Annotated in this window: 14 protein-coding genes; 5 read left to right on the forward strand and 9 right to left on the reverse strand. The window is 41.4% G+C overall.

The annotated features are described in order from the left end of the window. Positions 1–97: 97 nt before the first annotated feature. Both IPO83_03055 and IPO83_03060 read left to right on the forward strand, forming a co-directional pair. On the forward strand, positions 98–2785 hold the full coding sequence (locus IPO83_03055; GenBank protein ID MBK9730259.1) for a T9SS type A sorting domain-containing protein: 2688 nt from the start codon (positions 98–100) through the stop codon (positions 2783–2785). A gap of 213 nt (positions 2786–2998) precedes the next feature. Continuing rightward, a complete protein-coding gene (locus IPO83_03060; protein MBK9730260.1) occupies positions 2999–5266 on the forward strand; it encodes a gliding motility-associated C-terminal domain-containing protein in 2268 nt (755 codons plus the stop codon). A gap of 78 nt (positions 5267–5344) precedes the next feature. Here the strand turns inward: IPO83_03060 and IPO83_03065 are convergent, their stop codons facing one another. Continuing rightward, positions 5345–5857 carry a phosphoribosyltransferase gene (locus IPO83_03065; GenBank protein MBK9730261.1) on the reverse strand — a complete coding sequence of 171 codons (513 nt, stop codon included), beginning with the start codon at positions 5855–5857 and terminating at the stop codon, positions 5345–5347. 86 nt (positions 5858–5943) lie between these two features. Next, the gene (locus IPO83_03070) at positions 5944–8202 is read right to left on the reverse strand and encodes a S8 family peptidase (GenBank protein ID MBK9730262.1); all 2259 of its coding nucleotides are present in this window, start codon (positions 8200–8202) and stop codon (positions 5944–5946) included. A 167-nt stretch (positions 8203–8369) separates the two neighbouring features. Between IPO83_03070 and IPO83_03075 the strand changes: the two genes are divergently transcribed. Both IPO83_03075 and IPO83_03080 read left to right on the forward strand, forming a co-directional pair. Then, positions 8370–10457, forward strand: a complete 2088-nt coding sequence (locus IPO83_03075; GenBank protein ID MBK9730263.1) for a (Fe-S)-binding protein — start codon at positions 8370–8372, stop codon at positions 10455–10457. Between the two features lie 56 nt (positions 10458–10513). Beyond that, positions 10514–12292, forward strand: a complete 1779-nt coding sequence (locus IPO83_03080) for a beta-lactamase family protein (GenBank protein ID MBK9730264.1) — start codon at positions 10514–10516, stop codon at positions 12290–12292. Between the two features lie 96 nt (positions 12293–12388). Here the strand turns inward: IPO83_03080 and IPO83_03085 are convergent, their stop codons facing one another. The 6 genes from IPO83_03085 to IPO83_03110 all read right to left on the reverse strand — a co-directional run bounded on the left by IPO83_03085 (position 12389) and on the right by IPO83_03110 (position 16706). Continuing rightward, positions 12389–12928, reverse strand: a complete 540-nt coding sequence (locus tag IPO83_03085; GenBank protein MBK9730265.1) for a DUF2490 domain-containing protein — start codon at positions 12926–12928, stop codon at positions 12389–12391. A 235-nt stretch (positions 12929–13163) separates the two neighbouring features. Beyond that, on the reverse strand, positions 13164–13787 hold the full coding sequence (locus tag IPO83_03090; GenBank protein ID MBK9730266.1) for a DUF4956 domain-containing protein: 624 nt from the start codon (positions 13785–13787) through the stop codon (positions 13164–13166). After that, positions 13771–14556, reverse strand: a complete 786-nt coding sequence (locus tag IPO83_03095; GenBank protein ID MBK9730267.1) for a polyphosphate polymerase domain-containing protein — start codon at positions 14554–14556, stop codon at positions 13771–13773. The genes IPO83_03090 and IPO83_03095 overlap by 17 nt, the downstream gene beginning before the upstream one ends. Further along, positions 14543–14962: a hypothetical protein gene (locus IPO83_03100; protein ID MBK9730268.1), complete on the reverse strand. Its 420-nt coding sequence runs from the start codon at positions 14960–14962 to the stop codon at positions 14543–14545. The genes IPO83_03095 and IPO83_03100 overlap by 14 nt, the downstream gene beginning before the upstream one ends. A gap of 33 nt (positions 14963–14995) precedes the next feature. Then, the gene (locus IPO83_03105) at positions 14996–15412 is read right to left on the reverse strand and encodes a hypothetical protein (GenBank protein ID MBK9730269.1); all 417 of its coding nucleotides are present in this window, start codon (positions 15410–15412) and stop codon (positions 14996–14998) included. 4 nt (positions 15413–15416) lie between these two features. Further along, positions 15417–16706 carry a lamin tail domain-containing protein gene (locus IPO83_03110; GenBank protein ID MBK9730270.1) on the reverse strand — a complete coding sequence of 430 codons (1290 nt, stop codon included), beginning with the start codon at positions 16704–16706 and terminating at the stop codon, positions 15417–15419. A 126-nt stretch (positions 16707–16832) separates the two neighbouring features. On the opposite strand from IPO83_03110, the gene IPO83_03115 reads away from it, so the two are divergent. Continuing rightward, a complete protein-coding gene (locus IPO83_03115) occupies positions 16833–17333 on the forward strand; it encodes a hypothetical protein (protein MBK9730271.1) in 501 nt (166 codons plus the stop codon). A 27-nt stretch (positions 17334–17360) separates the two neighbouring features. On the opposite strand, the gene IPO83_03120 is transcribed toward IPO83_03115, so the two are convergent. Next, positions 17361–18374 carry a PorP/SprF family type IX secretion system membrane protein gene (locus IPO83_03120; GenBank protein ID MBK9730272.1) on the reverse strand — a complete coding sequence of 338 codons (1014 nt, stop codon included), beginning with the start codon at positions 18372–18374 and terminating at the stop codon, positions 17361–17363. Positions 18375–18439 lie beyond the last annotated feature (65 nt).

An 18439-nucleotide genomic window follows, 5' to 3' on the forward strand; every position in this document is an offset into this window, starting at 1 on the left:
CTTAATTGACAGAACAATGACTATCGGCTTTCCGATATTATTTCGCTTTGACATAATCTTTTCTATTTTAGCGGAACAATAACCTAAGAACCAAAACATGAGACGTTTACTGCTACTTACAGGATCAATCACAGTTGTCTTTTTTGCATTAATTGCATTTCAGAATCCTTATTCTCATTCTGCAGTGTCAGAAGGAAGCGAAGAGGAAAGTGAGGAACATGGTATATCAGGCGCATTGGATTGGTGGAAAACAGTCCGGACTAATGAGCAAACAGGGGAAATGGATTTTGCTGCTATAAATGAGGCAGAGCAGCAGGCAGAAGCAATGGGTGGTACAAGAAGCCTCGGAATTCAATGGGAAGAAATGGGGCCGGATAATGTTGGCGGAAGGACCCGCAGCATATTGTTCGACAAGGATCACCAGGGAGTTGTGTTTGCAGGTGGTGTTTCAGGAGGATTGTGGAAAAGTACCAATGGCGGTCAATCGTGGTTAAAGGTGAATGATTTATTCGAATCACTTATTATTACAACTATTGCACAAGCCTCAAATGGTGATATTTATTTTGGTACAGGTGAAGCTTTTTACAGCTTTGGACTTAATAATCCTACAGGATTCAGTGCATTTGGTTTTCCGGGAAAAGGAGTATGGAAATCAACGGATGGTGGCAATACGTTCAACCATCTTACCTCCACTATTCCTCCTACTGGAAATTCTACTACTGAAGATTGGGCCTATGTAAGCCGGTTAGCTACAAGTCCTTCTGATGCCAATAGAATTTATGCGTCCACTAATAAAGGACTGCGTATTTCTACTGATGGGGGTACTTCATGGTCGAATGCAGTTGGGCCGATACTTTCCTATTCCTGGGATGTGCAGGTGGGAAGTGATGGTTTTGTACATGCCGTAGTTGGTAACAAATATTATCGCTCCACCACTGCAGACGGAAGCACTTTTGAACAACGGTCCGGACAAGGTGGTTTTCCTGCCACCGGTCTTGGCAGAATTGAATTAGCTGTTGCGCCTTCCAATGCATCGTATGTTTATGCGATTTGCATTAACAGTGGTTCAGAAGATTTACAAGGGGTTTACAAGTCAACGGATGGTGGACTTAACTGGACGCAGATTGGTCCTGGTGGAAGTGTAAATTTTAATCCTCCTGGTCAACAGGGGACGTATGATATCTGCCTTGGTGTGTTGCCAACTGATCCTGAGCTAATTTATTTCGGAGGACAATTAAGTCTGTGGAAATATTCACCCTCGCTGGGTTGGTTTACGGTGAGCAATTGGCTGGGTGATTTTTTTGATCCTGATATTTATATTCATGCCGATATGCACACCATCGAATTTAATCCATTCAATACGAATGAGATGCTTGTGGGATGTGATGGTGGTTTGTTTCGAACAGCGAATGCTGCTGATGTTTACCCGACATTCTCTGATCTGAACAGAAGTTATAATGTGACGCAGGCTTATTCTGTTTCGGCAGCGCCGACCGGAGAAGTGATTTTCGGAACACAGGATAATGGTACAAATTATATTGATTTTCTTGGTAATACAATGATGGCTTCCCATGAGATTCAAGGAGGTGACGGTGGCAATACAGAAATCGGACGGGTGAATCCCAATGCGTTCTTTGCGGAACTTCCTGCCGGAACAGTTACCCGTTCTTCAAGTCCTGGTGGCGGCTTCAATCTTTTTTATGATGATCGAATAGATGTAACCGGTGATGGTTCTGTTGATGAGGGGGCAGACTGGCTTACTCCATTTGCACTATGGGAGCAGCCGGATTCAGCGCGCGCGTTTTACGTGCTCGGAGCGGGTGGAGTAGGAGGTAGTCTTGGACATGTTTGGTTTACTAAAGGTGCCATGGATTTTGCAATAAATCCTGATTGGTTCCGCTTCCCATCAACTTCAGGTTGGGTAACCTGCGTTGCCTTTTCGAAAGATGGAAATACCGTATTTGCAGGCACTTCCAATGGAGTGGTGTACAGATATTCTAATTTGCTTGCAGTAGATGACTCCGGTAAATTTAAATATGCTTCTATTTCTTCTACCGCAGCTTCATGGAATGCAGTTGACAGTGGTATCACAGTTTCATCAATAACGATTTCCAGTGGCAGGTATCTTCGATGGATAGCAGTGGATCCTACTGATGCTAACAAGGTAGTGGTTACAGGAGCTCGTTATGGAAATGATGCGAATATATGGAGATCTACTAATGCATTAGATTCAATAATGACTTTTGCTGATATCACCGATAACCTACCTAAGATGCCGGTTTGGACAGCCGTGATAGATGAAGAAGATCCAAACAGGATCATCATCGGAACTGATCTAGGTGTTTATGGACGCGATATATCAAATACTGATGGTTGGTCGGAAGAAAATGGCGGCATGGCCAGAGTTCCCGTAATGGTGATTAAACAGGTGCCATATTATGGTAAGCCTTATCTTTATATTGGCACATATGGCCGTGGAGTATACAGATCAGGCAGCCTTGTTGGCATTCATGAAGCGCCTTCAAACATCAGCAACATGATGTTGTTCCCTAATCCTGTTCAGGATGCAGCAACGATCAGAATTTCACTTGCCAAAAGCAGTACGGTAGAAATAAAAGTCTATAACCTGAAAGGTGAATTAATGTTAGATCTCAAGGAGAAAAATTTCAGTGCGGGAGAAAATACGATATCTATCAATACTTCTAAGCTGAATTCAGGTACTTATCTGGTAAATGCTACCTCTGGTAATGCTTCATTCAATCAAAAAATGATTGTGATCAGGTAATTCAACCTCATTTTTTATGATCAAATAAAATCTTGCCATTTATTAACAGCAGCATAATTAACCGGTTTATCCCGAAGTTATGCTGCTGTTTTTTTTAGCATTCCTGGTCGCGCTGTTTTACAAAATGATTTCATGTTCATAATACTTCTTATTACCTAAAAGAAAATTGCAATTAATTTGTACATTTCAGAAAATTTACCTCGCTGACGGTACATGTACAGAGCATTACTTCTATCTTTTTTCCTTACACTCATTTTCAAACACAATGGCTTTAGCCAGTGTAATGGATTGCCTACTGATTGTGCAGGTACACAATCATATACCGTTGACCCGTTGCCTACCAACGGATTTTACAATGCAGGAACCGTTGTAACATTTTGTTATACCATTCAGAATTATAATCAATGCAATTCGAATTGGTTTCATACCCTTGATTTCAATTTTGGTCCGGGTTGGGATCTAACAACCCTTACACCGATCAGTATGCCGGTAAGTTGTGATGGCATGGGTAACTGGGATTTCTATAGCAGCGTTACCTCATCTTCCACCGGTCAGTCATTCGGTCCTTGTTTTTCATACGACTCACCGCTTGGATTTATTGGTAATGTGCTGGATGGCAATCCGGGAAATAATTTTGGCGATAACTGTGCAATCAACACATGGACTTTTTGCTTTTCTATAATGGTATCAACTTCTTCTTATGGGCAAAGCCTTTCTGTTGATGCCACTGCAATAGGTGATGGTTCAGCAGGTTCATGGACTTCGAACACATGCCCTGGTGCAGCATTCAATCTTTCCAATGCTTTTTCAATGGCTTGTTTTCTTTCGGCTTCTAATGTTTTAGCGCAACCTTCCTGTTTGAACAATGATGGATCTATCGCACTTACCGTTACCGGAAATATAGGTCCTGTTTCTTTTCTCTGGTCTCCGGGTGGACAGACTACTTCTTCTGTTAACGGACTACCGTCAGGTACTTATCAGGTAACTGTAACCGATAGTGTAAATTGCATATCATCATACTCATTCGAATTAGACGTCGATAATCCTGTCACATTTACAACAAACATTGTAGATGCAACCTGCTTTGGATATTGTGATGGAATATCCAATGTGATTCCTGCCAATGGAATGGCTCCTTACACTTATAGCTGGCAGCAAACGGGAGGCGTAGCGGCGTATGACAGCGCGCTTTGTGCCGGTACTTATTATACAACTATAACAGATGCAAACTACTGCTCAAGAATTGACACATTTATAGTAGCATCACCGGCAAAAATTAATCTTACACCAACGTCTCAGGACGTGTCCTGCTACGGTGGTTATGATGGCTGGGCCACGGTAAGTGCAACAGGCGGAAGCGGCATTTATTTTTTTAACTGGCAGCCAACGGGTCAAAACAATGCTACGGCTAGTAATCTGATGGCCGGAAATTACACGGTTACCGCCACCGATACAAAAGGCTGTTTGAGTGATACTACAATCACCATTGGAAGCCCGCCACAAATATTAATCACACCCACCATCACTCCGGTAACCTGCTATGGATTTAGCGATGGCGCCATCAGCACCGTGGTTACTCAAGGTGTTGCACCTTACCAATATCTTTGGGTGGATGTGAACCAGGTAACTGCAAACCTTGTCGGGTTAATTGACGGGCCTTATGCACTATTGATAACGGATGCTTTAGGATGCCAGGAACTGGATACCTTTTATGTTACACAACCAGATTCACTAATTGGTGAATTGGTGATATCCGCTCCGAGTTGTCCTTCAGCACATAATGGTGGAATTGTAGCAGTGATGCAAGGCGGCACCACGCCGTATACCTATGAATGGAATAACAATCCGGCATTGAACACACCTTCGTTGGATAATCTTTCACCGTCCTATTTTGTATTGCTTGTTACCGATGCAAACGGTTGTTATGTCAACCTTGCAGAAAATGTAAAAGCACTTCCTGATCTTGCTATAGATGCCGGTTTGGATGTCTCTATTGAGCTGGGACAAAAAACGATTCTGAATGCGCAGGTGGATAGGTTTGGTGATTTTAATTTTCGGTGGCGACCACCATACAATCTGTCGGATAGTCTGGAGTGGTCAACTTACGCTTTTCCATTTGTTACAACCGATTATATTGTTGAGGTATTAGATCCGGTAACCGGATGTAAAGGAAGCGACAATGTAACGGTAACTATTTTGCCTTCGGGTTATGTATTGGTCCCAAGTGCGTTTTCTCCGAACAATGATGGATTGAATGATGTGTTGTTTCCTGTTTACGGTGACCTTGTTATAATTGAGGCATTCAAAATATTTAATCGCTGGGGGCAGGTTGTTTTTTCCAGTAAGACTGATGGCTGGGATGGCAATTTTAAAGGTAAGCCTGAAGAAACAGCGACGTATGTTTATGAGGTGCGATACAGAATTGAAGGAAGGGCAGAGCAGAGTTATGAAACATCAGGCAGCGTGGTACTGATACGTTGAAGAATTAGGAATTAGGAATGAAGATGATTTAACGATCTACTACTCACTATTCACCATTCACTACTCGCTACTCACCACTCAACTCAAATAAACCGCCTCTTGAATCCCATTCCCGATTTCTACAGTGATGTGTTCCTGCATATTCGTAGAAAGAGACAAGCCAATATAATCAGGGCTTACAGGATACACTTTGTGTTTCCTGTCGATTAAAACCGCAATCTGAATTCTCTTTGGTGCAAAGTCAAGAAAAGGTTTCATCGCATAAAGCAATGTTTTTCCGGTGTTAGCTACATCATCACAAACAATCACTACTTTATTATTGACAGATGAAGGGTCAATACCCATGAGTATTTCAGAAACAACCGGATTGTGTTTCTGTAATTGGATGTCAGTGAGGATTACTGATAAAGTGCCTGCTTGACGTAGTTTGGCTTCAAGACGCTGAGCAAAAACAAATCCTTTTTGTCTGATGCCTGCAAGCACGATTTCCTGTTCTTCATCATTATTTTCCATGATCTCATAACTGATGCGTTCAATTTTTCTTTTGATATCATCAGCAGTAAGAATCAATGATCGCTTTATTTCATCCATAATTAATCAGACGGGAATTTTTAGTTTTTTGAATGACCTGGAAATTTGCGAAGATCATTGCATTAAATTTATTACGGAATTACGTTTTAATAAATCACCAGCTTCTGTGGTGCTGTGGAAATAGTTCCGGTTTCAAGCCGGTAAAAATACAAACCCGTTCCAAGATGCTGTGAGAAGTTTACTATTTCTTTTGATCCGGTAAATGAAAGTTGATGGAGCAGACTTCCCGATAGGTCGTAAATAAGAATACTGCCCTTTTCATTGCTTGCAGACTGACAATAAAAATTTGTAGAACCGTATGATGGATTCGGATAAGCACGTATGAAAGCGGTGGTGAAATTTGTTTCAGCCATTCCAACATTGTACAAGCAGGAACCATTATCCATATTCGCTGATGTATTGTAGTTGACCGCGTTGTTATCCGTACAACCAAAAACAACAGGAATGCAGCTTCCATCATCCACTGTTGCGGAAGGATTATAATTTAAGGAAAAGGGATTGGTGCAACCATAGCTGATGTTGATGTTCATCGTTGCAAACGCATCTACCTTTCCATAGCCCCATTTATTATCAGGCAGATTGTTACCTGTGAATGAATCTTTAAAGCAGGAAAGCAGGATGGCATCTTTTAATTCCTGGTAAGAAGCGGAAGGATTTTTTTGAAGGTAAAGCGCTGCAATGCCTGCCACTACGGGTGATGCCATTGAAGTGCCCGAATTCACATTGTGCATGCCTCCCAATGCCACTTTATAATTTTGCGAAAGAATAAATGATGTGAGTTGCGTGAGTTGGCCGGTAGTAAGCGTTCGGTTTCCAGGTGCTCCTGCGTCTGGTTTAACACGTCCATCTCTGGTAGGTCCAAAACTGGAAGTAGCAGCAAGGTCACCCGTGGTGTCCAGCGGATAAACTAACAGGTCGCCATAATAATCGATGTACTGATTGCGGTTGATATAGTTTGCAATGGTGATTACTTTTTTGGAACAGGTAAAACTGCTTACAATAGTTTGTTCGGTGTTAGGCAATTTGTAACGAATAATATCTGGGAAATCTGCTGCCGATGGCAAAGCAGTTACCATGTCTGAAGTTCCGGTAGTAGTGTTGCCGCTCCACAAATCAAACCGACCATTGCCATTGGTGATAAAGCGCCAGTAGTAACCTGTGAAGTCCGGTTGTATGAAAACATCACAAGCATAGGTACTGTCGAATTCGAAAGCCGTGATGGTTGCAATGCCCAGTCGTGTTGTGCCATTCCACAAAGTATCTTTGATCGTGAAGGAACCCGTTGAAAAATCAAAATCATTCAGCAAGTTGAAATATTTTGACTGGTCCAGCCATTCAAAGGGCGAGTTGTTGTCTGCACCAATCGCAAAATTAAATGCGGTTGCTTCAGACTTGTTAATCCACCATTCGTAAAACACGCCATTTACATTTCCATTGTATTTAAACCAGGTAAATGAAGAATCAGCAGCGGTTTCATATCCAAGGTGAAAAGGAATGTTACCGGCATTGCCGGCTGCGCAAACAAACGCGCGACCATTTTGCTGCGCAATAAGTTCATCTATCAGTTGCGCTGCCAGGTCATATCCATCATGCGAACCGAAGTAGGTACCCAGACTTGCATTTATTACGCAGGGTTTACTCATTGCTGAAGCTTTATCAAAGGCATATTTTGTAGCGTCCACCATGTTGTTAAGGAAATTTTCATCCATACTAACAGCTACAGAGATAATATCACAGGCAGGCGCTACGCCAATAAAATTATTTATCGCTTTACCATTGCCTGTTGCAATGCCTGCAACATTTGAACCATGACCGAATTCATAAGCTGGTTCAACATGCGTGCAAAAACCGCCATCAATTGCAGCGGAATCCCATTCCTGTCCGTATTCATAGGGTTCAGGAAATGTACCGCCATAGGTACTCGTTTGATCCCAGAGATACTTAATACGTGTGGTTCCATCTTCATGTTGAAAATCGGGATGTAAAAAATCGATGCCATCATCGAGCACAGCCATCACTACGCCATTGCCATCATAAGCCTGTGTGAGCGGTGGAAATCCGGAATGGACAGGAGATACATTTGCATTTAGCAGCGTCATATCATCCAGCAATTGGCCTTTACCCTGAAGACCTTCTATATGGGTGATTCCTTTCGTGGAAGCGAGTTCATCCACTTTGTTTAATGGCAGGCGAATGGCAACAATAGCGGACACCTTGTATTTAAAGGATCCGCCCAATTGTTTTGTTGTTGCTGTAATTGTTTCTGTATTCCCTTTAACCAACAGTGAAATAGATCTTGTCTCATATGGATCATTCAGCAGTGCCTGAACCAGTCCGGTGTTCATCCTGGCTTTAGGTTGAGAAAAAACAACTGCATGAAATAGACAGAGTAGGCAAATGAGTTGTATTTTTCGCAGCATAAACGGTAACTTTTGATTTTTCGCAACAAGATGCAACAATGAATGGACAAGTTAAATCACATTCGTGGCATCTGTTCTAAAAATAAGCATAAATGATGATTGCACAAATACTCTTTGTATGCTCTCTGGCCATCGCCATTTTCATTTTTTCAAAAAATGTAAAGAAGATCATTCGCAATATTCACCTTGGCCGGGACGAAAAAATAAACGGTAACACAGCAAAACGGTGGCTCACATTATTACGTGTTGCTTTAGGGCAATCGAAAATGCTGAAGAAGCCCATTGCCGGATTTTTTCATGTAATCATTTATGCAGGCTTTATTATTATTAATACGGAAGTGCTGGAAATTATAATTGATGGCATTTTCGGAACGCACCGGATCTTTGCAACTGTTTTACCTGCTCCACTTTATAACTTTATCATTATAGTATATGAATTGCTTGCTGCGGGTACCATCATCGCTGCCATTGTTTTTTTATGGAGAAGATATGTGTTGAAACTTTCCCGTTTTACAAGTCATGATCTTGATGGTTGGCCACGAAAAGATGCCACTATCATCTTATTGTTTGAGTTGGTGCTGATGTTCTTTTTTCTTTCGATGAACAGTGCAGATCATTTGTTGCAACAACGCGTTGCCGGACATTATATTCAGGCAGGAATGTTTCCGGTGAGCTCATTTTTTTTCGCGCCTGTTTATTCTTCACTGCCGGATGGAACATTGGAGATGGTAGAACGTGGCGCCTGGTGGATGCACATCATTGGCATCCTGATTTTTCTGAACTACCTCGTGATCTCCAAACATTTTCACATCATCATTTCTTTTCCCAACGTTTATTTTTCCAACCTTTTTCCGCAGGGAAAAATTAAAAACTCAGCTGCTGTTACGCGTGAAGTTAAACTGATGCTCGATCCGCATGCTGTTCCTCCTGCGGGCGATCAACCGGTTACGAGATTTGGAGCGAAGGATGTTGCCGATCTTTCATGGAAACAATTGATGGAAGCTTACTCCTGCACAGAATGCGGACGCTGCACTGCTGCTTGTCCCGCAAGCATCACCGGAAAAAAACTTTCTCCGCGATTGATCATGATGAAGACGCGTGACAGGATGGAAGAAGTGGGAAACAATATTGATTTGCATGGCTTGAGCTTCACTGATAACAAATCTTTACTGGGCGATTATATTTCAGAAGAAGAATTGTGGGCCTGCACTACCTGTAACGCTTGTGTTGAAGAATGCCCCGTGAATATTTCTCCAATGGGAATTATTATGGATCTGAGGCAGAGCCTGGTGATGGAGGAATCAAGAATGCCCAATGAACTGGCGATGATGAATACGAATATTGAAAACAACGGTGCGCCGTGGCAGTTTTCTCCCAGTGACCGGTTTAACTGGGCCGATGGCTTGGAAATACCAATGATGGCTGACGTTGCTGCAAGTGGAGAAACTGTGGATGTGTTATTCTGGGTGGGTTGCGCAGGTTCGTTTGATGACCGTTATAAAAATGTTACAAGGTCTTTTGCAAAAATCCTGAAAGCGGCGAACATAAAATTTGCGGTGCTGGGAATTGAAGAAACCTGCAACGGTGATCCTGCAAAACGTACCGGTAATGAGTTCTTATTTCAAATGCAGGCCTTCACCAATATCACAAACATGAATAATTATGGTGTGAAGAAAATTGTGACAGCCTGTCCGCATTGTTTCAACACGATAAAAAATGAATATCCTGAATTGGGAGGAGTGTATGAAGTGATGCACCATACTGCCTTCCTCCAAAATTTATTGCTGGAAGGAAAGATCATGATTCGTGATGACAATGCTATGCGCAATACAAGCATCACTTACCACGATTCCTGTTATATCGGGCGGGGCAATGGTATTTATGAAGCACCGCGTTCTGTGTTAGAAGCATTTAAAACAGATCTGAAAGAAATGAAGCGTTGCCGTTCGAATGGATTGTGTTGTGGTGCCGGCGGAGCGCAGGTTTTTAAAGAAGAAGAAGCCGGAAATAAACGGGTGAATATGGAACGTGCAGAAGAAGCTATTGCAACAGGAGCGAAGATTATTGCTGTTGCCTGTCCGTTCTGCATGACCATGCTGGATGATGGATTGAAGAGTGCGGCAGGCGACGATGCACCTAAACTAAAAGACCTTGCAGAATTAGTTGCTGAAGGGTTATGAATTTATGGAATGACGATAGTGCTCACCACCTCAGCCTTCGTGTTCATCGATGCGTCATGCTTAAATACTATTACGTTTTATTTTTCGCGCTATGTTTTTCAATTGTTCCGGGTAAAGTAAGATCGCAGGAGTTGATAGCAGGTATGGAAATGTTTCTTGCGAAATCAGATTCTTTTATTCCTGCCATGATGAAAAAATACGGAATGGTTGGATTTTCAATGGCTGTTGTGGATGCTGAAGAACCTGTGATTTATAAGAACTATGGCTATGAAAACCTGGAAAGGAAAATTACAGCATCTGAAAACACAGTTTATAGAATTGCTTCTGTCTCAAAAGTTTTCACTGCTATGGCGGTGATGAAATTACGGGATGAAGGAAAGATTGATTTGAATGCACCCATTGAAAATTATCTAAAAGCGCTGCACTTTCAGTACACTCCGGGTCTGCCAATCATCACCATTCATGATCTATTAACGCATACTTCCGGTTTGCCGGATAACATCGACAACGGAAGTTTGTGTGCCAATGCACCGGATCAGGAATCTATTATTTCCGAAACCAATAAATTATATCTCACGATTCCTGCCGGATTAAAAATGAATTACTCCAATACCGGTTATGCACTGCTTGGTTGTTTGGTTGAAAAAATTTCCGGAGAAAAATTTCCGGATTACCTGGAACATAATTTTTTCAGTCCTATGCAAATGGCGCACACAGGATTTCTTAAAGCAGGCGAAATAATTCAACATGCAGCAGCCGGCTACTTAGCAGACAGCACCTTTTTTGATGAACCGGTGCTGCGCGATATTGCAGCGGGCGGAGTTTATTCCTCAGCCTCCGATCTTACGCATTTGTGTAGTTTACTGCTTGATGCGGGTAGGGTAAATGGAAAGCAGGTAATAGCGTCTGCTACATTGCAGGAAATGATGACGAATAAAATTTCGGAGGTGAAGCTGGCTTCTGATGATGAATTCGGATATGGTCTTTTCATTCATGAGTTAGGATCGGATAAGGATAGTTTGATCGGGAAGAACATTGGTCATGGCGGTGATTCGCGGGTGTTTCATTCTATTGTCGTCACTTTTCCTGCACTGAATATTGGCTTTGTATTGCTGACGAATTCTGAAAGCGGAGGCGCATTTACCAAAAGCGCTGTTTTGCAGATTGCCCGTGAATACATCAGGGATGTAAAAGGCATTGCAATACAAAAAGGAACGAAAAATGATTTCACAGCCACTGCTCTGAGGGTTGATAATTTGAACAATGCAATGATCGAAGGTACCTATGGAAGTGGGGGTGAAGATTTTGTTACGATGATTAGAAAGAATGATGTGAAACTGGTTTTCAGACAGGATAAAACCAAGCTTGTTTTGAAAAAAAATGAAGCAGGTGTTTACAGTGTGAAATACATGTTGCTAAAATTTATTCCTGTGAAAGTGAAAGCGGCCTCATTTGGCTTCAGGCTGGTTGATGACAGAATTTATATGAAAGCGATCGACAATAAATCGAAAAGCGCGGAATACATTTCTGTAAAGGATAATCAGATTGTGATGCCTGAAAGCTGGAAGTTAAAAGTTGGAAAGTACAGTATTGATAACCTGTGTTCCGGAAATATGTTAATGTATCCCGATGAAATAAAGATCGCGGGAAATAAATTATTGTTGCACCGTTCTGATCCATTGAAAGAAGAAGATGATATTATTTCATTCAATATTATTAATGATCACATCGCTGTTTCTGATGGCATTGACCGGGGCGCAGGCAACTCACTGGAGCTTTTGCCTAATGGAAATATTTATTGGTCAGGTTATGAAATGAAACCAGTGAAAGAATAGAAACGAGTACTGTTGTCCGAATAATTTTGTGCAATTAATGCCAAAAAAATATAGCACGATTCATTGATATGGTTTTACCGGGCTGATTAATAAATCTTAAAAATCATATTCATACGCCAGTCCCGCGACGTGCCGTTGCAGCGGATTGTTGACATTGAATTGCTGGCCGAAGAGGTAATAGAGTTTGATTGAATGTTGTTTTTTAAAATCATATTCCAAACCGGTGCTTAGCCTGTATTCATCAAACTGATTGCCTTTGTTATAGAATGCATGATAGAAGATTTCAGCTGCAACAAATGGTTTCCATTCTTTTTTGACCTGGTAGCTGACTGTAGTTTTCGGCCGGAAGTAGTTTTTAGCAAGCTCATTTTGTTGTACCTGGTGCTGAAAGCGTAGCCTCGGCTGGATCGACCATTTTTCAATGTCGATTTCGTAACTGACATCTGCATACGGGCGATGTGCTAAGGCATCAGGTGATATAATAAGACGATAATAAATTCCTCCACTGAGGTTTTTTAATAATTTGTATTTGAATCCTATATCAGTGAATGTAGAATTCAACTGCGTTGAATTGTTCTTTAACCGTAGTTCCTGTGAAAGCTGGAAGTCCAGTTTTTTGTTGATTTTCTTTTTCATGCCCGCACTCGTCCAGGTTTGAAAATCTGATTCCTGCGCAACCACAATTTTGCTTTTGAAAAAGCATGTCGCAATGAGTAGATAAAGGGATAAGCGAAGGAAGACGTTGAATTTCACAGGGTGTACCACAAACAATGCAACCGTGCCGCGGTTAAGTTCATTTATTGATCGTTATTTGAAAGTAGCGTCTTTATTTGAAACGAACCGTGGCACGGTTCTGTCTTTCCACAAGGGTTTATTCAAAATAAAAAATCCGGATTCTCGCGATATCACGCATAAAATCTATGCGGCCAATTTCCACCCGGTGAACATTCAGTCCTGTTCTCTCTTTAAGGTCTGCAATTAGCTTGTCGTAATTTTCCGGACGGATATTTTCGATCTTTTCATACACTACCACTTTGTTGGCAGCAATGCGCACCAACCATATTTTTTCGAGAATAAAAATGACAGAAACGATCAGGAAGTTGGCAAATAAAATTTCTGCTATGCTCACATTTTCGTTACTCATCGAATTGATTACACCAACACTGATAATCAGAAATAAATACGCCATGTCCATTACCCCTACGTTCAATGTGCGGTAACGGAGAATGGAGAAAACCGCGAACAACCCAAAGGCAACCCCAATTTCCAGTTGTGTATTGCGCATCATGTAACACAACATGAAAATGATGATATTGAAAAGAAAATAGGTAAACAGGTAATCCTTGTTCTTATGCGTAGGATAATAGATCCAACGGATGATAATGTAGGCAATCAGAAAATTGAAGGCGAACCTGAACAATAGATCAAGCAGTTCGGCGGAGTCCCAAAATACATAGTTCGAAGCAGCAAAAAGTACATCAGTAAGCAACATCACAGATTTTGTTTAGTATGGTTAGTTTTGGTTTAAAGCGATTGTATTTAATTCCCGGATGGGTGAGTAAGGTACCTAAACAATATTTGCTGATACTGGTGGGAAAAATACGGTGTGCCATCATCAGCTTCTTAAATACTGACAAGGAAGTTGGATGGTTTTGTTTTACTTCGGCGATAATGAGATCATCAAGCGATCTTTCTGATGCGCCATTTTCGAAATGAATCAGCAGGTCAATGGTCACCCGTTCATGGTCTGCTTCATTAACAAGTGTGATGCGTGAAAAGTCATTTGAAAGTTGTGGCAGCAGGTGGGGCTCTTTTCCGTGAAGTTGTTCTTTTACAAACTGGAGTTGTTTTGAAGAAAGTTCTTTCCTGAAATCGGAAACATTCAACCGCGATTTTTGAGTAAGTCCTTTATTCGTCTTTTGTTTCACTTCAAAAAAACTTTGGTTGTTGTTGACATATTTTCTGAACCGGACTTTGAACCTGCCGGATTTGCCGTTGTGATGTTCGACGTAAGATTGAAGATCGGCGGTATCGAAATAAAGGTTCTCATACCTGAAAAGCAGAGAATGATCAACTCTCAGCACCTTGTAATTTATTTGTAATTGCTTTAAAAAGGAAGGAAGCAGTGAACGATGAAAAATGTATTTGCTGTCGAACCGGCTCATCAGTTCAACGGCCTCCATTTCTTTCAGACTGATTGTTCTGAAAGCCGGCAATATGTACATCAGTTCCTCACTGAATGTGCTGACCTTAACGGTATTCATATCTGTATAGCTTCTTTGATTTCACCTCGTTGTTTTTGTCCAGCACTATTTTTGAAATACGGTTGCCTTCATGGTCATAAATGTAATTGGTGATTGTTTCTGTTTTTCCATCGGGAAGTAATGAAGTCTCCTTCACCTTTTGATTCTGATCGTTGTATTCACTTGTGGTATGTGTTTTAATTTTTCCGTAATCATCATATTCAATTTCTTCCAGCAGATTTCCGCGCAGGTCAAATGACTGGAAAGATTTTGTTGATTCTGTTTCTTTACCGCCTTTTGTTTCAATCACCACTTCGGTTACTGATTTTACTTTGCCTGGTGTCATTTTAGACTGCGCAAACAATTGCATGCTGTGAAATGAAACGATATTGATCAATATTAAAATGAAGCCGCAGTTTTTCATCATGTCGATTTAATTCTTTCCTGAATTTTGTCGTTGTTATTTTATAAGAATAATATCTTCCAATTCTACTGTCGCATGGTTTTCAGAAATTTCAACCTGCATAGAAGCTGGTGTAACGGAGGAAGCGCAGGTATCACAGTCAGAATAAGCAAATACGGTGTAGCTTCCTTTTTTCAGATATTTAAATTCATAGGTACCATCATAGCTGGTTCTCGTGTCAAGTCCGTAAAAATCATCATCGCCGAAAATCAGGTACACTCTTTCCTCCGGCGCATAATATTCCGCTTGCAGTTGGCCGGCACCATTGTAATCCTGAATGTAAATTTTTCCTTTGATGGTGGAAGTGCCTCCTTCGCCAGGACCTTTTGTACACGAATAGAAAAAGAACGTTATACCGGCTAAAAGCAGTACACCATAGTAAAATGAGTAATGAATTTTCAATCGTGTGTCCATGATTTTAATGGATAAAGAACTTTTGTGACCATTGAACATCCGCTGACCGGACTGAAAGCACATAAATACCTTTTGAAAAATCCCCTGTGCTGATATCAATTTGCTGCGCAGCAGATTGCTGATGGAAAAGCTCTTGTCCTAAGATATTATAGATTGCGATTGTCTTCTCATTTCCGGATTCATTTCCTGAAAAGTGAACAGTCATTATATCATATTGTAAAGAAGTGGTTACTGCAAAAGAAGCAGGAATCGATGGCGGAATGCCCACATTGCAATTGGGTGTATATTCTTTTCCTGGTGAACCTTCCGGACAACCGATAAACCAATTTGCAAAACTATTCATGTTCCCTGTGGGACTGAGCAATTCAAGTGTATAAGTGCCACCATCAGCACCTTCAGGCCAGTCGCCGTCATCATCATACACCACAGAAAAGGCGAGTTTACCGGAAAAGTTAAAGAGTCTTACTAATTCACCATCGTTACTCAGATTGAAAGTAAAGGGCCCCACATAATTTGTTACGGTAGGGTGTCTCGACTGAAACTTCACGAGGTCGTGAACAATCACCAGACGGGCACCGGATGCAATCTGCGTATTGGTTGGAAAGAAATATGGTGAACCGTCATTACTGTCTTTAAAGCTCCAGCCGGTGAGATTGACACCACTTGTTGATTTGTTGTATAACTCAATCCAGTCACCGGCATCTGATAAGGTGTCGGAATTATAATTGATTTCAGAAAATACGAGTGCATCATCGCAGGCTGAAAATGCTTTTCCCGGAGAACCCTTCATGCAGCCGACAAACCAGTTGTCTGCATTGTCAGGTGTAATTAAAGGATCAATCAACTCGAGTGTGCGGCCTGTGCCGTCTGCCGCGTTTGGCCAGGGAAGTGTATCGGTATAACTCATGAAGACTTTTAATGTACCGTTATTATCAAAGAGCCGCACTTCATCAGCACTGTTTCCAAAACTGAAACTCATTTCACCCAGGTAATTAGTGATGAGCGGAAACTGCTCCGTGAATTTTGCCACATCATTCACTACAACAAGTCGTGCATTCGCGGCGAGATTTGTTCCTGTTGGAAAAGTGAAGAGACTGACATTGTTATCATCTTTAAGAAACCATCCACCCAGATCAATATTGGTACTTCCATAATTAAATAGTTCTACCCAATTGCCCGAATTGATGGTGGAATCTGAGTTATAGTTCAATTCAGAAAAGGTGATCTGCTGGCTGTGGGCAGTAAGGCGATAAAAACTGAGGATTAGGCACACAGAAAGTAAGCGTAGATTCATATCAGGTAAAATGTAAAGATGAAAAGCGGGTTTGCAAGCGGCTAATTTATTGAAATTAACCATAACTTAACATGAGAAAAACCATCACAATGAAATAATTACTTTTACGATCCGATTTTTGCCTTTATGGAAGTTACTGATTACATCTGTAAATTATTGTTGTACCAAGACTGTGTGGTGATTCCCGGCTTTGGTACATTGGAGACCGCTTATGCGCCGGCCACAGTTCATCCGACACAACATTTGTTTCAGCCGCCGCACAAATCACTTTCGTTCAGTAAGAATGTAGCGGCGCAGGATGAACTGCTGATACAATATATTTCAAGTGAAGAAAGTTGCAACTATGAAAGTGCAAAGGAAAAAGTGAAGCAGTATGTGATGATCATAGAGCATGAGCTGCTCACAAAGGGAAGTTATCTTGCGAAGGGCATTGGCAAATTTTATTTCGATATTGAAAAACAACAGCAGTTTCTTGCTGATAATACCAATAACTACCTGTTGAGTTCTTATGGTTTGAGTGATTTCATTTCTCCACCGGTTTTACGTCCTGAAAATATTCCGGGATATGCGAAATCACCATTGAAAGGAGAGAAGAAAAAGAGAAAGTTTATCTGGTTCAGGTTCTGATTCGAATTCCGCTTTGAACTGTTTGCATCAAAATCTTGGATTGTAAATTCTTCCTGCAGAAACGCCTTTAACACTTCCGGTGAAGGAGATTGAAAGCTCCGGTCCTCCTGCAAGCTGATTTATTTCAGACAAGCCGCTCATGTTGAAGTCATAGCTCAAACCAAAGGCAAGATCACCCATATCGATCTTGAGTTTGGGAATCAGGGCATCACCCACTCTGTAGTATCCGCCAAGATAAAGTGCATAATTTGAATTGCTGCTCTTCGAAAGTACAATCTTGAGATCTGCACCCAGCAGTAACTCCGTATTTTTTCCCTGTTGAAAAAACGCGATGCGCGGCTCAATTTCAAGCAGGTCTGAAAGCGTTTTTGCAAGCCCTGCGTTCACTGCAAACTTCCGGTGTATCACAGAAAGATCGTTGTTGAAATAAGTGATGCGGGGTTGATTCAGATGAAACACTGAGCAGCCGATATTAAAGTGGGTATTTTCATTCAGGTAATTATACTCGACGCCAATTGATAAATCTGAATAAGTGGCATTGTTATCAGTTGGTAGATCCATATTGGTGCCTCCGTTAAAATCTTCATCGAAGGTTAATTTCGAAATGTCAAAACTGGTGCTGGCAAAACCTCCCATCAATCCAAACCCGAGGTAGTGGGAGAAATCCGATCCGAAATTTTTGTGGAAAGACAGTGCCGCTTCAATATAGTTGGTACTGTAATCCGCATCGCCCGCTTTATCCGCAAAGTCCATGATGGCAAATCCGAAGAGGTTGTTTTTATTTTTTCCAACGGGCACATTCAGGTCCAGTGCGCCTGATAATGTTTTATAGGGTTGTGTAATATCTTTCCATTGACTGCGATAAATGCCTGAGAGCCGGTAATTGTCTTTGAAAAATCCGGTACGTGCGGGGTTGAGTAATATCGGCATTTCATACACCTGCGAAAAATGACTGTCCTGCGCAAAAACTGCCGTAGTTGCAATCAGGAAGATTGTTGCAAGGAGGAGGGTTTTTGTTTTTATGGAAATTGTGAGTAGCAAGTTGTCAGTTGTCAGTTGTCAGTTGTCAGTTGTTAGTTGGCATTAGTCATTAGTCATTGGGCATT

This window comes from Chitinophagaceae bacterium, assembly GCA_016717285.1.
Taxonomy (GTDB): domain Bacteria; phylum Bacteroidota; class Bacteroidia; order Chitinophagales; family UBA10324; genus JACCZZ01.

Coding starts and splice junctions, on each gene's coding strand:
- IPO83_03080 (MBK9730264.1), top strand. CDS start 10,514: ATGCTTAAATACTATTACGTTTTATTTTTCGCGCTATGTTTTTCAATT.
- IPO83_03085 (MBK9730265.1), bottom strand. CDS start 12,928: ATGAAAAAGAAAATCAACAAAAAACTGGACTTCCAGCTTTCACAGGAA.
- IPO83_03060 (MBK9730260.1), top strand. CDS start 2,999: ATGTACAGAGCATTACTTCTATCTTTTTTCCTTACACTCATTTTCAAA.
- IPO83_03100 (MBK9730268.1), bottom strand. CDS start 14,962: ATGATGAAAAACTGCGGCTTCATTTTAATATTGATCAATATCGTTTCA.
- IPO83_03110 (MBK9730270.1), bottom strand. CDS start 16,706: ATGAATCTACGCTTACTTTCTGTGTGCCTAATCCTCAGTTTTTATCGC.
- IPO83_03105 (MBK9730269.1), bottom strand. CDS start 15,412: ATGGACACACGATTGAAAATTCATTACTCATTTTACTATGGTGTACTG.
- IPO83_03115 (MBK9730271.1), top strand. CDS start 16,833: ATGGAAGTTACTGATTACATCTGTAAATTATTGTTGTACCAAGACTGT.
- IPO83_03055 (MBK9730259.1), top strand. CDS start 98: ATGAGACGTTTACTGCTACTTACAGGATCAATCACAGTTGTCTTTTTT.
- IPO83_03075 (MBK9730263.1), top strand. CDS start 8,370: ATGATGATTGCACAAATACTCTTTGTATGCTCTCTGGCCATCGCCATT.
- IPO83_03095 (MBK9730267.1), bottom strand. CDS start 14,556: ATGAATACCGTTAAGGTCAGCACATTCAGTGAGGAACTGATGTACATA.
- IPO83_03070 (MBK9730262.1), bottom strand. CDS start 8,202: ATGAACACCGGACTGGTTCAGGCACTGCTGAATGATCCATATGAGACA.
- IPO83_03065 (MBK9730261.1), bottom strand. CDS start 5,857: ATGGATGAAATAAAGCGATCATTGATTCTTACTGCTGATGATATCAAA.